Annotated in this window: 12 protein-coding genes; 2 read left to right on the forward strand and 10 right to left on the reverse strand. The window is 69.5% G+C overall.

The features are described from left to right. Positions 1-9: 9 nt before the first annotated feature. From ACWPXE_RS30280 to ACWPXE_RS30325, 10 genes are all read right to left on the reverse strand, one after another. Entirely contained in the window at positions 10-765 is a 756-nt protein-coding gene (locus ACWPXE_RS30280) for a maleate cis-trans isomerase family protein (protein ID WP_454020788.1), read from the reverse strand. Between the two features lie 149 nt (positions 766-914). Next, complete coding sequence (locus ACWPXE_RS30285; RefSeq protein WP_454020789.1) at positions 915-2138, reverse strand: FAD-dependent monooxygenase; 1224 nt, start codon at positions 2136-2138, stop codon at positions 915-917. Between the two features lie 88 nt (positions 2139-2226). Further along, positions 2227-2991, reverse strand: a complete 765-nt coding sequence (locus tag ACWPXE_RS30290) for an ABC transporter ATP-binding protein (protein ID WP_454020790.1) — start codon at positions 2989-2991, stop codon at positions 2227-2229. After that, the gene (locus ACWPXE_RS30295; protein ID WP_454020791.1) at positions 2988-3788 is read right to left on the reverse strand and encodes an ABC transporter ATP-binding protein; all 801 of its coding nucleotides are present in this window, start codon (positions 3786-3788) and stop codon (positions 2988-2990) included. The genes ACWPXE_RS30290 and ACWPXE_RS30295 overlap by 4 nt, the downstream gene beginning before the upstream one ends. Then, complete coding sequence (locus tag ACWPXE_RS30300) at positions 3785-4756, reverse strand: branched-chain amino acid ABC transporter permease (RefSeq protein ID WP_149470211.1); 972 nt, start codon at positions 4754-4756, stop codon at positions 3785-3787. Before ACWPXE_RS30300 ends, ACWPXE_RS30295 begins: the two co-directional genes overlap by 4 nt. A 1-nt stretch (position 4757) precedes the next feature. Next, positions 4758-5630, reverse strand: coding sequence for a branched-chain amino acid ABC transporter permease (locus ACWPXE_RS30305; protein ID WP_149166789.1), 873 nt, complete (start codon positions 5628-5630; stop codon positions 4758-4760). Between the two features lie 98 nt (positions 5631-5728). Beyond that, positions 5729-6865, reverse strand: a complete 1137-nt coding sequence (locus tag ACWPXE_RS30310; protein WP_035682982.1) for an ABC transporter substrate-binding protein — start codon at positions 6863-6865, stop codon at positions 5729-5731. 253 nt (positions 6866-7118) lie between these two features. After that, positions 7119-7508, reverse strand: a complete 390-nt coding sequence (locus ACWPXE_RS30315) for a hypothetical protein (protein ID WP_454020792.1) — start codon at positions 7506-7508, stop codon at positions 7119-7121. 109 nt (positions 7509-7617) lie between these two features. After that, on the reverse strand, positions 7618-7896 hold the full coding sequence (locus tag ACWPXE_RS30320) for a hypothetical protein (RefSeq protein WP_454020793.1): 279 nt from the start codon (positions 7894-7896) through the stop codon (positions 7618-7620). A gap of 158 nt (positions 7897-8054) precedes the next feature. After that, complete coding sequence (locus ACWPXE_RS30325) at positions 8055-9326, reverse strand: amidohydrolase/deacetylase family metallohydrolase (protein ID WP_454020794.1); 1272 nt, start codon at positions 9324-9326, stop codon at positions 8055-8057. A 679-nt stretch (positions 9327-10005) separates the two neighbouring features. On the opposite strand from ACWPXE_RS30325, the gene ACWPXE_RS30330 reads away from it, so the two are divergent. Together ACWPXE_RS30330 and ACWPXE_RS30335 are read left to right on the forward strand one after the other, a co-directional pair. Further along, the gene (locus ACWPXE_RS30330) at positions 10006-10857 is read left to right on the forward strand and encodes a sulfite exporter TauE/SafE family protein (protein WP_454020795.1); all 852 of its coding nucleotides are present in this window, start codon (positions 10006-10008) and stop codon (positions 10855-10857) included. 7 nt (positions 10858-10864) lie between these two features. Then, entirely contained in the window at positions 10865-12454 is a 1590-nt protein-coding gene (locus tag ACWPXE_RS30335) for a gamma-glutamyltransferase family protein (RefSeq protein ID WP_454020796.1), read from the forward strand. Positions 12455-12469: the final 15 nt, after the last annotated feature.

The raw sequence follows: 12469 nt of genomic DNA on the forward strand, positions 1-12469 counted from the left end.
ATCCCCCCGTCAGTAGGCGCCGGAGAGCAGGGCGCCGGCCCCCGGAACGCGCGTCGGCAGGCCCAATGCCTTCAGCTTGGCGTAGGTGGTGGCGACGGCGGCGCTCAGCACCGGCTTGCCGGTCATCGCCTCGACCTGCGCGATGGCGGGCAGCGACGGCATCTGGACGCAGGCCGACAGCACGACGGCGTCCACCCCGGCGGTGTCCATGCCGGCGACGATCCCCGGCAGGCGGGACGGGTCGTGACGCCCGACCTCCAGATTGTCGGGGATCTCCAGCGCCCGCCAGTCGGCGACCTGCACGCCCTCATGCTCGATGTAATCGACGACGAGCTGGGCCAGCGGCTTCATGTAGGGGGCGACCAGGGCGATGCGCTTGGCGCCCAGCACATGCAGCCCGTCGACGAGCGCGCCGGCGCTGGTGATGACCGGGGCGGCCCCGCCATTCTCCACGGTGCGCCCGTGCAGCCGCTCCTGCGAGACGCGGTGGTAGCCCTTGCCCATGCTCATGATGGCGACGAGGCAGGCGTAGCCCAGCACGTCTACGCGGGCGTCCGACAGCTCCAGCGCGCAGCGGTCGGACTCGGCGTCCATGGCGGCGAGTTCCTCCTTCTTCACCGTCTTCATGCGCATGCGGCTGGAATGGAAGGTGAAGCGGGTGCCGTGCGCCAGCGCGTGGGCGGTCAGCATCGCCGGGATTTCCGTCTCCATGGTCGTGTTGGAGCTGGGGACGATCTGGCCGATGCGATAGGTCTTGCTGTTCATGGTCGGTCCTTGGAGATGTCTTGCGGCGACTGGCGTTCGTTGCTGCCCTTGCCCCCACCCCGGCCCTCCCCCGCTTCGCAGGGGAGGGAGTTTTGTCCCCTCCCCTGCGAGAGCGGGAGAGGGTTAGGGAGGGGGCAAGCAACGCCCGCTCACGCCACGAGGCGCGGCTTGTCGGAGAGGTTCGGGCGGAAGGCGCGGGCGTCGTACTGGTAGACCCAGTTGGCCTGGATGCCGGTGGCCTGCGGGTTGAACAGGCCGCGCAGCCAGTACATGAAGTCGCGCTTCGCCTGCGCCAGCGGGGAGGGCAGGTGGTAGGTCCGCCCGCGCTCCCGCGCCTCCAGCTGGACGCGGCTGGTGCGGGGAAGCCGCTCCGCCTCGTAGTCGCGCAGCGCCGAGGCCACGTCGCTGCCGTGCCCCTTCAGGGATTCGGCCAGCACATGGGCGTCCTCGATCGCCATGGCGGCGCCCTGCGAGAGGAAGGGCAGCATGGGGTGCGCGGCGTCGCCCATCAGCGTGATGCGGCCCTTCGACCAGCTCGTCATCGGGTCGCGGTCGAACAGGCCCCATTTGTAGACCTGGTCCACCTTGCTGAAGAGCGTCTCCACGTTGCGGTGCCAGCCGCGGAAGGCGCCGAGCATCTCCTCCTTGCTGCTGGGGGCGTTCCAGGACTCCTCCACCCACTCCTTGGTCTCGGCGACCGCCACGATGTTCACGGCCTTGCCTCCGCGCACGTAGTAGGTCACGACGTGGCTGTGCGGCCCGAACCAGAAGGAGGCGTCGGGGCTGACGTAGTCCACCACCCCGCCGGTCGGCACCACGGCGCGGTAGCACATGTGGCCGGTGAAGCGCGGCGCCTCCGGCCCGAACAGGGCGGAGCGCACGACGGAGCGCACGCCGTCGGCGCCAACGATCAGGTCGGCCTCGAACTCGCTGCCGTCGCTGAAGCTGGCGACCGCCGTGCTCTTGTCCTGGCGCACGCCGGTGCAGCCCACCCCGAAATTGGCGACGCTCTCCGGGACCAGTGAGGCGAGGATGGCGTGCAGGTCGGCGCGGTGGATGTGGATGAAGGGCGCGTCGTAGAGCACCGGGCAGGTCTCGATCAGCGGCGTGCGGAAGGTCTCCCGCCCGCTGCGCCAGTTGCGCCCGACCAGCGATTGCGGCAGGAAGCCGGCGGCCAGCATCTTGTCGAGCAGCCCCAGCGACTTGATGACCTTCACCGCGTTCGGCGTCATCTGGATGCCGGCGCCGATCTCGCCGAATCCCGGCGCCCGCTCGAACAGGCGGACCTCGAAGCCGCGCTGGAGCAGGCTGCCGGCCAGCGCGACGCCGCCGATGCCGCCGCCGACGATGCCAATTCGCATGTTGGTTCGCACTCTTGCCTCCTGAAGGACGGCGACCGAGAATTGTTCGGTCGTTCGTTTAATTATTCGTGATACGGCCTTTCGCCGTCGCTTGCGGCCGTCAGCCGCCCAGATAGGCGCGCAGCAGATCGGGATCGCCGCGCAGCTCCGCCGAGGGGCGGCTGGCGGTGATGCGGCCCGTCTTGACCACATAGGCGCGGCTGGCGACGCCCAGCGCGTTGTGGATGTTCTGCTCGACCAGCAGGACGGTGACGCCGTGGGCGTTGACGGAGCGCACCACGTCGAACACCTCGTCGGCCATCTTCGGGCTGAGGCCGAGGCTGGGCTCATCCAGCATCAGCAGCCGCGGCTCCGACATCAGCGCGCGGGCGATGGCGAGCATCTGCTGTTCGCCGCCGCTGAGCGTCCCGGCCATCTGGCGCGACCGTTCGCGCAGGCGGGGGAAGCGGTGGAAGGCCATGCCGATGCGCCGCTGCACTTCTTCACGTGAGCGGCAGAGATAGGCGCCGAGCGCGATGTTCTCCTGAACCGTCATGTTCGGCCAGACGTGCCGTTCCTCCGGGCAGTGGGCGATGCCGGCGGCGACGATGCGGTCGGCGGGCAGGTTCGCGATCGACTTGCCGTTCCAGACGATGGTGCCGGAGCGCGCCTTCAGCAGGCCGGAGATGGCCCGCAGGATGGTGCTCTTGCCCGCACCGTTGGCGCCGATCAGGGCGACCGTCTCGCCGGCCCGCACGTCCAGCGACACGCCGTGCAGCGCCGCGGTCGGGCCGTAGGCGACGTGCAGCCCGTCGACGGCGAGGACCGGCGCGTCGGCGGCCCACGCGATGGCGGCGGGGGAGGGGGATTCGGAGAGCAGCGTCATGCGGCGGCCTTTCCGAGATAGGCTTCGGCGACCTGCCGGTTTTCAATGATCTCGGCCGGCCGGCCCTCGGCCAGCTTGCGGCCGAAGTTGAGGACGACGATCCGGTCGGACACCGACATGACCAGATCCATGTTGTGCTCCACGATCAGCAGCGCGTCGATGCTGCGCCCGATCAGCGTCTTCAGGACGGCGCCGAAGGTCCCGGCCTCGTGGCTGTTCAGCCCGGCGGCGGGTTCGTCGAGCATCAGCAGGCTGGGCTTGGCGGCCAGCGCCACCGCGACCTCCAGCAGGCGCAGCTCGCCGCAGGACAGCAGATGCGCCGGGGCGTTCATGCGCTGGGCCAGACCCATGGTTTCGACGATGGCGGCGGCGCTCTCCCGCGCTTCGCGCTCGGCGCGGCGGACCGCCTCGCCGGGGAAGAAGGTGGCGAGGAGGGATTGCCGGCTCGCCATGTAATGGCCGGTCAGCACATTCTCGAAGACCGTCAGCCGCTTCATGACGTTGGTCTTCTGGAAGCTGCGGACGAGGCCGAGCCGGGCGATGGCGTGGGGCTTGCGGTTGGTGATGTCCTGCCCCTTGAAGCGCACCCGCCCGTTGCTTGGCGCGTAGAAGCCGGTCAGCATGTTGAAGCAGGTCGTCTTGCCGGCGCCGTTGGGGCCGATCAGGCCGACGATCTCGCCGGGCTCGATGTGGAAGCTGAAGTCCTTGACCGCCGTGATGCCGCCGAAGGTCATGGTCAGGTCGTCGGCGCGCAGGAGCGGCTGCCGGTCGGTGGTCGGCTCGGTGGTCGCCGTCATACGGTGCGCTCCTTCGCGGCGTTGAGGGTCGGCTTGGCGGCCTGCTGCTCGCGGCGCAGGGCGATGAAGCCCATCAGGCCGTTGGGCAGGAACAGGACGATGGCCATGACGATCAGCCCGAACAGGGTGAGGCGGAGTTCCTGCACCTCGCGTAGGTATTCCTCCAGCACGGTTACGATCACCGCGCCGGCCAGCGGGCCGATCAGGGTGCCCTTGCCGCCCAGCAGCACCATGATGATCATCGTCGCCATGAAGGCGAAGCGGAACACCTCCGGCCCGACGAAAGAGATGTAGTGGGCGTAGAAGCCCCCGGCCAAGCCGGCCAGGAAGGCGCCCAGCACGAAGGCCTGCATGGCCGTGCCGAAGGGGTCGACGCCGATGGACTGCGCCACGTAGCGGTTCTCGCGCACCGCCACCGCCGCCCGGCCGGCGTTCGAATAGACGAAGCGGTAGGAGAGGTAGAGCGCCACCGCGGCGATGCCCAGCACGATCAGGAAGAATCCGGCCTTGTCAGTGACGGCCACGTCCCCGAACAGATTTTGGCCGACGCCCGCCAGGCCCATCGGGCCGTTGGTCACCGCGATCCAGTTGTTGGCGACGATGCGCAGCACTTCGGCGAAGGACAGGGTGACGATGACGAAGTAAGGGCCTTGCAGGCGCAGCGTGATCGCCCCGATGGCGAAGCCGAAGACGGCGGAGACCAGCCCGGCCAGCGGGATCGTCACCCACATCGGCATCCCCGCCTGGGTGGACAGCAGCGCCGCCGTGTAGGCGCCGGTGCCGAGGAAGGCGGTGTGACCCAGCGAGAATTCGCCGACATAGCCGACCACCAGATTGAGGCTGCTCGCCAGCACCGCGTAGAACAGCGCCATGATGGCGAGGTGCAGGATGTACTGGTCCGACACCGCGAAGGGTAGAAGCGCCGCCCCCGCCAAAAAGGCCAGGAGAATGTTGCGTTCCAGGGTCATGTCAGGCCCTTTCCGTGCGGATCGAGAACAGGCCCTGGGGCCGGAACAGCAGGATCAGGATGACCAGGACGAAGCCGATGACGTCCACCATGCCCATGGACACGTAGCCGCCCCACATCGCCTCGGCGACGCCCAGCAGCAGGCCCCCGGCGATGGCCCCGGCAAAGCTACCCATGCCGCCGAGGATCACCACGACGAAGCTCTTCAGGCTGATGAGGCCGCCGACCGACGCCTGGGCGGAGTAGATGGAGGCCAGCAGCATCCCCGACAGAGCGGCCAGCGTGCAGCCCAGCGCGAAGGTGGCGGCGTAGACGTGGCCGGTGCGGATGCCGGCGAGGCTGGCCGCCATCGGGTCCTGGAAGGTGGCGCGCATCGCCGCCCCCAGCCGGGTCCGGCGGATCAGCAGATGGGCGCCGACGATCAGCGCGATGCCCACCGCCACGGCGAGCAGGCGCAGCTTGGTCACCGCGATCGGGCCGAAGAACAGCGGCCCCTCCGCCACCGCGCCGGCCACCTTCATGGGCGCCGGGCCGACCAGCAGGAGCGTGCCGTTGACCAGGAAGATCGACAGGCCGATGGTCAGCAGGATGCCCGGCTCCTCACCCTGGCCGCGCACCCGCTCGATCAGGAAGCGGTCGACCAGCCAGCCGACGGCGGCCATGAAGGCGGCGACCACGATCAGGCCGCTGAAGAAGTCGAGGCCCAGGTGATTGGTGACAAACCAGCCGCTGACCCCGCCCAGCATGTAGAACTCGCCATGGGCGAAGTTGACCACGCGCATCAGGCCGAAGATCAGCGTCAGGCCGAGGGCGGAGAGCGCGTAGAACACGCCCATCACCAGCCCATTGGCCAGGAACTGCGGAAAGAGATCCATGACGTTCTCGCAAAAGCAGGCCCGCACAAACGGTGCGTTGGATCGGTGCGCGCCGCGGGAACGGTGCCGTCACGGCAGCCCCGCGGCGCGTCCGCCGGTCAGTGCGGCGCGTCCACCGGGGTGGAGGCGATCACCTTCGGTTCGCCCTTCTCGATCCGCACCAGCACCGCGTCGAAGCCGTAGGCCTGGCCCTTGTCGGTGAACTTGTAGACGCCGTTCGGCGCCTCGTAGCTGGTCTTGGCGAGCGACGCCCGGATGGCCTCGGCGTCGGTGCCGCCGGCCCGCGCGATGGCCTGCCCGGCGATGTTCAGGGCGTTGTAGCCGGCGGCGCCGTACTTGCCGGGCTTGATGCCGTACTTCGCCTGGTATTTCTGGACGAAGGTCTGGTTGCGCGGGGTGTCCATGCTGGAGGCGTAGGGGACGGCGGCGTGGATGCCTTCCGCGGCCTCGCCGGTCAGGTTGATGAAGTCGGCGGTGGCCCAGGAGCCGACGCCGAACACCTTGGTGTCCAGCCCCATCTCGCGGATCTGCTTGACCAGGATGGAACCGTCCTGCGTCTCCGCGGCGACGAACACGCCGTCCGGCTTGGCGGCGCGCAGCTTGGTCAGCAGCGTGAAGAAGTCGGTGGCGCCGTGGTCGAAATACTCGGTCAGCACCGTCTTGACGCCCAGCGCCGTCAGGTCGCGGGAGAATTCCTCAACCCCGCCGCGGCCCCAGTCGTCGTTGACGCCGATGTAGGCGACCTTGGTCAGCTTCAGGTCGTTGGCGAGGATTTTGGCGAAGGCCTCCGCCATCAGCGCGTCCGTCTCGGCGGCGCGGAAGAAATAGGGGTTGCCCTGTTCCGTCAGGCTGGCCTTCGACGACACGCCGGTGATCAGCGGCAGCTTGTACTTCTGGGCCACCGGCATGATCGCTGCGGTGGCGGAGCTGCAGAAGGCGCCGACCAGCGTGACGACCTTGTCCTTCTGCACCAGCTTCTCGACGGCGTTGACCGAGTTGGCCGGCGTACACTGGCCGTCCTCGACGATCAGTTCGATCTTCTTGCCGAGGACGCCCCCCGCGGCGTTCATCTCCTCGACGGCGAGCCGGGCGCCTTCCACCACGGACTTGCCGTTGTAGGCGACCGATCCGGTCAGCGGCTGGACCAGCCCGATCCTGACCGTGTCCTGCGCCTGCGCCGGAACCGACGCGGCGACGCCGGTCAACAGCAGGCCGCCCAGTACCACGTTTCTCATCTCTCCCTCCGCGTTCGACGGTGATGTCGCGATGACGGCGAATGACGATTCCCTGTCGGCGCCCCGCCGCTCTCGGCGTGGGCGCGTCGGCCCGTTGCGGGAACGCGTGCCGTTCGATGCGGCAATCGTTCCCGTGTTTTATTATACGGCCAATTAATTATTCAGGGATGCTAACGGTCACGTTGCGGCGCTGTCAATCGCTTTTCCGACGAAGACGGTTGGGGATTTTTGGGAGAGCGGCGGGACGCGCTCCTCAGCGGAGCGCGTCGAGCGTGTCGGCGTTGGGGCAGAGCAGCGCGTGCTCCGGCTGCGTGCAGCCCTCGGCGAGCAGATGGCGGCAGGTGCGGGCGCTGCGGCAGAGCGCGCAGACACGCTGCAGGTCGTTCATCAGGTCGGGGCGGTCCTGTTCCACCACCGCGCCGTCGACGCCGTGCAGAGCCATCGCGGCGGGCAGAAGCGCGCCGACATGGCCGGCGCGCAGCACGGCCGGGGCGGTCAGGGCGGTCAGGCCGGCGTCGGCCAGCACGCGGTCGCGGTCGTGCGGCGCCAGCGTCTGGAGCGCGTCCAGGGACCGCGCGCCGCGCCAGCCGCGCAGGAGTTTCGCGCACAGGCCCTCATGCGGCGCGGGGGCGGGGGTGGTCATGGGAGTCTCCGAAGCGGGTTATTAATCGTTCGATTAATATTCGCCATCGGAGCGCTCGGCGCTTTGATGTGGATCAGCCGCGCCCGGTTTTCGTCGCCCCCGGTTTTCGTCAGGGCGCCGGACGTGTCCCGACGCAGCGCACGGTGTAGCGCCGGAAGCCGAAGCCGGACTCGCCCTCGCAACGCTCGACCAGGAAGGCCGCGCGCCGTGTGACGATGCGGCTTCCCATGGCGAGCGGGGCGTCGTGCGCCAGTTCCAGCATCATGCGCTGCTGGCGCTGCGGGTGGGACAGCAGCAGGGCGCGGGCCTTGCCCAGCCGCCGCCCCTCGGCATCGCGGCAGCGGGCCGGAACCTCGAACATCCAGAAGGCGAGCGCGGCTTCGGACATGGGCGGAGTCCTCGTGGGATGGAGGGGTGTTCGGGTGCCGACGGTGCCCCCACCCCGGCCCTCCCCGCTTCACAGCAGAGGGAGATTTCAGCGAAGCGGCGGCAGTCCCCTCCCCTGCGAGAGCGGGGGAGGGTTAGGGTGGGGGCGAGTCCGCCGCGTTACGCCACCACCGGAATCGGCTTCGGCAGCAGCGGGCTGTCCACCTCCTGCACCACGCCGTCGCGCAGCGAGAAGGCCGGGACGATCATCTCCGGCGTGGTCACCCGCTCGCCGCTGTTGTCGCTGAGCTGCCAGCGGCCGGTCTTGACCTCCAGCACCGCGACGTCGGCGGCCATGCCCGGAGTCAGCGCGCCGATCTCGTCGGCCATGCCCAGCATGGCGGCAGGGTTGCTGGTCACCGTCTTCAGCACGTCGCCCAGCGCCATGCCGAGAGTCAGCAGCTCGGTCATCGCGTGGGTCAGGCTGAAGGGGGCGACGCCGTAGAAGGGGTTGGCCTCGCGGTCGCCGCCGGCGCCCGCCGTCGGGGCCTTCACGTTGTAGCCGTGCAGGTCGGCGCCCAGCGTGTAGGGCAGGATGCCCGCCGCCAGCGTCCGCCGCGCCATCTCGAAGCTGAAGTGCGAGCCGTGGCCGACGTCCACGGTGAGCCCGCGCTCCAACGCCTTGTAGATGACCGGATGCACCTCGCCGGTGCGGGTTGAGATGAAGCCGCCGGGATGCCGGGTGAAGGGATGGGCCAGGATATCGCGCGAATCGAGAAGCGGGACCAGCTCCTCCACCAGCATGTCGGGATCGACGGCTTCGCCGCCCTCGACCTCCGGCCAGAGCTGGCCGAGATGGACGTAGAGCGGCACGCCGATGCCGTCGGCGATGCGCTTGGCCTGCTTGATGACGTCGAGGCCCCAGCGCGATGCGCCGCCGACCTCCGCATGGGCCTTGATGCCCTTCACGATGTCGCGGTTCTCGCGCCCGACGCGGATGGTGGCGTCCACATCGACGCAATCCGGACGGTAGAGCTGCGGGTAATAGTGCCCCTCCAGCCCGCCGACCAGATAGGCCGACAGGAAGCACAGCGTGCGCGAGCGCGCCGGCTCGGCGATGAAGCGGCGGAAGGCCGGCAGGGTCATCAGGCTCGGCCCGCCCTGGTCGACCAGCGTCGACACGCCGGAGCGCACGCCGACCATGTCCGGGTTCAGCCCGAACCGCCCGGTGACCTTTTCGAAGACGTGCGCGTGGGTGTCGATCAGGCCCGGCGTCACGAGCTTTCCCGTCACGTCGAGGATGGTGTCGGCGGCATCGTCGGGCAGACGTTCCGCCACCGCCGCGATGCGGCCCTTCGCGACCGCCAGATCGCCGACCAGATCCAGCCCGTTGGCCGGGTCGAGAATCCGTCCGCCGCGGAGCACGAGGTCGAACGTGTGCGTCTCTGACATAACCCACCTTCTTGCGCTGATTTTTATCTGCCCGTCCTTTCAGCAAGCGTCATGCCAGCGCGGACCGGATTCGCCGGGATGAGCAAAAATTCAGCACACTGACGAATGACCGCCTGTTGGGCATTTGGTGGTCAAAATACGCACAATACGGCATACCACGGCGCGCACCCGCCGCCCGTCAGCGCCCTGTTCTCCGCAGTATGCTGATGATTCACGGCGCGGCGGCACGGTGTGGCACCCTGCCACCGATTTGTGCACGAACACAGAAGCCAAGACGGAAACCAGGGGTTTCCAGAGGCTCTTGGGCCGGTCCGCCGTCGCCGCGCCGGGGCATGCACGGGCTCTTCACGAACATCCTCATATCCTCAGCATACTGATGAATGCCCGCGCAGCAGGCAGAGGTTGCGCAGGAATGAAGCGGAAGGCCGGCTCGTTCAGAATTCACGATTATCTGTTGTTTATCAACAGGATCGCGGCCGTTTTCCGGCAGCCGCGTGGCCCCTCCATCCATCCGTTTGCCCAACATTAGGGCGGTTTTCAGCCCTGGCGTCACGCCGCGCCCGTCCTCCCGCCAAACCGAAATGCGCAGTGTTCTGCCGGTTGGCACGGCGTTCGCAAAGGGATGGGAAACCAACGGAAAAAGTCGGATATCCATAAAAATGAGAGGGTTTCTGCAGATGTGGCGGGGCATCCCGTGACCGGGCTGGGGATCGCGGCGGTGCCGCAGCTTCCCATCCTCGGCGGCGGGCTGCTGCTGGCCGGCGGCTTCGCCGGGCTGGCGGCCGGCATGATGGGGGTGGGCGGCGGCATCGTGATCGTGCCGGTGCTCTATCACCTGTTCACCGTGCTGGGCGTGGACGAGGCCGTGCGCATGCACGTCGCGGTCGGCACCTCGCTCGCCACCATCATCGCCACCTCGCTGACGTCGCTGCGCGCCCACCGGCAGCGTGGCGCCGTGGACGGCGAGCTGCTGCGGGCCTGGGGGCCGGCGATCTTCCTCGGCGTGCTGGCGGGAACGGCGGTGGCCGGCGTGGTGCGCGGCCCGGTGCTGACGGCGGTGTTCGCCGGGATGGCGGTCCTGGTCACGCTGCACATGCTGTTCGGCAAGCCCGAGTGGCGGATTGCCGACGGGCTGCCGAGCGGCGCGCCGCGCCAGGGGCTGGCCGGCGGCATCGGCATGATGTCGGCGATGATGGGCATCGGCGGCGGCACGCTCAGCGTCCCCATTCTGACCCTGTTCGGCTACCCGATCCACCGCGCGGTCGGCACGGCGGCGGCGCTCGGCTTCATCATCGGCGTGCCGGGGACGGTGGGCTTCGTGCTGACCGGCTGGAACGTGCCGGGCCGCCCGGATTTCAGCCTGGGCTACGTCAACCTGCTGGGGCTGGCGCTGATCCTGCCGGCCTCCATGGCCATGGCGCCGCTCGGCGCCCGGCTCGCCCACAGCCTCGACACCCGCGTCCTGCGCCGCGTCTTCGCCCTGTTCCTCGGGCTGACCGCGGCGCGGATGATCCACGGCCTTCTTCCCTGAGGTTCCCATGCTGAACACGCCGCGCAGCCGCCGGGGAATGGTCACCTCCCCGCATCATCTCGCCAGCCAGGCCGGCCTCCAGATCCTGCGCGACGGCGGCACCGCCGTCGAGGCGGCGGTCGCGGTCGCCGCGGCGCTGGCCGTCGTCTACCCGCACATGACCGGCATCGGCGGCGACGGCTTCTGGCTGATCGCCGAGCCGGGGCGCGACCCCGTCGCCATCGACGCCTGCGGCGGGGCGGGCCAAGCCGTCTCGCTCGACCTCTACCGGCGCCACGGCCACGCGACGGTGCCCTGGCGCGGGCCGCTGGCGGCCAACACGGTCGCCGGCACCATCGACGGCTGGCGCGAGGCGCTGGCCGTCAGCGCCGGCTGGGCCGAGCCGCTGCCGCTCGCCCGCATCCTGGACGAAGCCATCGCCCACGCCGAGCAGGGCATCCCGGTCACCGCCAGCCAGGAAGGGCTGACCCGCCAGAAGCTGCACGAGTTGAAGGACGTCCCCGGCTTCAAGGACACCTTCCTGCCGGGCGGCGCCGTGCCGCTGGAAGGCTCCACGCTGAAGCAGCCGGCGCTGGCCGCGACGCTCCGCCGGCTGGCGGCGGAGGGGCTGGACAGCTTCTACCGCGGGCCGCTCGCAGCATCCATCGCGGCGGATCTGCAGCGTGTCGGCTCGCCGGTGGATGCGGCGGATCTCGCGGCCCACGCGGCGCACCGCCGCCCGGCCCTGTCGGTCGGCGTGCGCGGGGCGCGGCTGTTCAACCACCCGCCGCCGACGCAGGGTCTGGCCTCGCTGATGATCCTCGCGCTGTTCGACCGGCTGGGCGTGACGGAGGGCGAGGGCTTCGACCACGTCCACGGGCTGATCGAGGCGACCAAGCAGGCCTTCCTGGTCCGCGACCGCGAGGTCGGTGACCCGGCCTACATGGGGCGGGAGGCGCAGAGCTTCCTCGACGACGCGGTGCTGGACGGGCTGGCGGCGAACATCGACCGCGCCCGCGCGCTGCCCTGGCCGCATGTCGCCAAGCCCGGCGACACGGTGTGGCTGGGCGTGATCGACGGGCAGGGCCGCGCCGTCAGCATGATCCAGAGCGTCTATTTCGAATTCGGCTCCGGCCTCGTCCTGCCGGACACCGGCATCACCTGGCAGAACCGCGGCGCCTCCTTCCGTCTGGCGGAGGATGGCTGGAACGCGCTGGCGCCCGGCCGCAAGCCCTTCCACACGCTGAACCCGGCGATGGCCCGCTTCGACGACGGGCGCAGCATGGTCTACGGGACCATGGGCGGGGAGGGGCAGCCGCAGACGCAGGCCGCCGTCTTCTCCCGCTACGCGATGTTCGGGCAGGGCCTGCAGGCCGCCGTGACGGCGCCGCGCTGGCTGCTCGGCCGCACCTGGGGCGAGGACAGCGTGACGCTGAAGCTGGAAAGCCGTTTCGACCCCGCCCTGGTCGCCGCCCTGCGCGACGCCGGGCACGAAGTCGAGCTGCTCGATCCGTACACGAGCACCATGGGGCATGCGGGCGCCATCGTCCGCCATGCCGACGGAACGCTGGAGGGGGCAACCGATCCCCGCAGCGATGGGGCGGTCGCCGCCTGGTGACCGAATAACCCGAGA

The sequence above is a fragment of the Azospirillum sp. Marseille-Q6669 genome (assembly GCF_965111635.1).

Excerpts from the sequence above, each read along its gene's own strand:
- ACWPXE_RS30280 (WP_454020788.1), bottom strand. The coding sequence starts at position 765 with ATGAACAGCAAGACCTATCGCATCGGCCAGATCGTCCCCAGCTCCAAC.
- ACWPXE_RS30290 (WP_454020790.1), bottom strand. The coding sequence starts at position 2,991 with ATGACGCTGCTCTCCGAATCCCCCTCCCCCGCCGCCATCGCGTGGGCC.
- ACWPXE_RS30295 (WP_454020791.1), bottom strand. The coding sequence starts at position 3,788 with ATGACGGCGACCACCGAGCCGACCACCGACCGGCAGCCGCTCCTGCGC.
- ACWPXE_RS30300 (WP_149470211.1), bottom strand. The coding sequence starts at position 4,756 with ATGACCCTGGAACGCAACATTCTCCTGGCCTTTTTGGCGGGGGCGGCG.
- ACWPXE_RS30305 (WP_149166789.1), bottom strand. The coding sequence starts at position 5,630 with ATGGATCTCTTTCCGCAGTTCCTGGCCAATGGGCTGGTGATGGGCGTG.
- ACWPXE_RS30310 (WP_035682982.1), bottom strand. The coding sequence starts at position 6,865 with ATGAGAAACGTGGTACTGGGCGGCCTGCTGTTGACCGGCGTCGCCGCG.
- ACWPXE_RS30315 (WP_454020792.1), bottom strand. The coding sequence starts at position 7,508 with ATGACCACCCCCGCCCCCGCGCCGCATGAGGGCCTGTGCGCGAAACTC.
- ACWPXE_RS30320 (WP_454020793.1), bottom strand. The coding sequence starts at position 7,896 with ATGTCCGAAGCCGCGCTCGCCTTCTGGATGTTCGAGGTTCCGGCCCGC.
- ACWPXE_RS30325 (WP_454020794.1), bottom strand. The coding sequence starts at position 9,326 with ATGTCAGAGACGCACACGTTCGACCTCGTGCTCCGCGGCGGACGGATT.
- ACWPXE_RS30335 (WP_454020796.1), top strand. The coding sequence starts at position 10,865 with ATGCTGAACACGCCGCGCAGCCGCCGGGGAATGGTCACCTCCCCGCAT.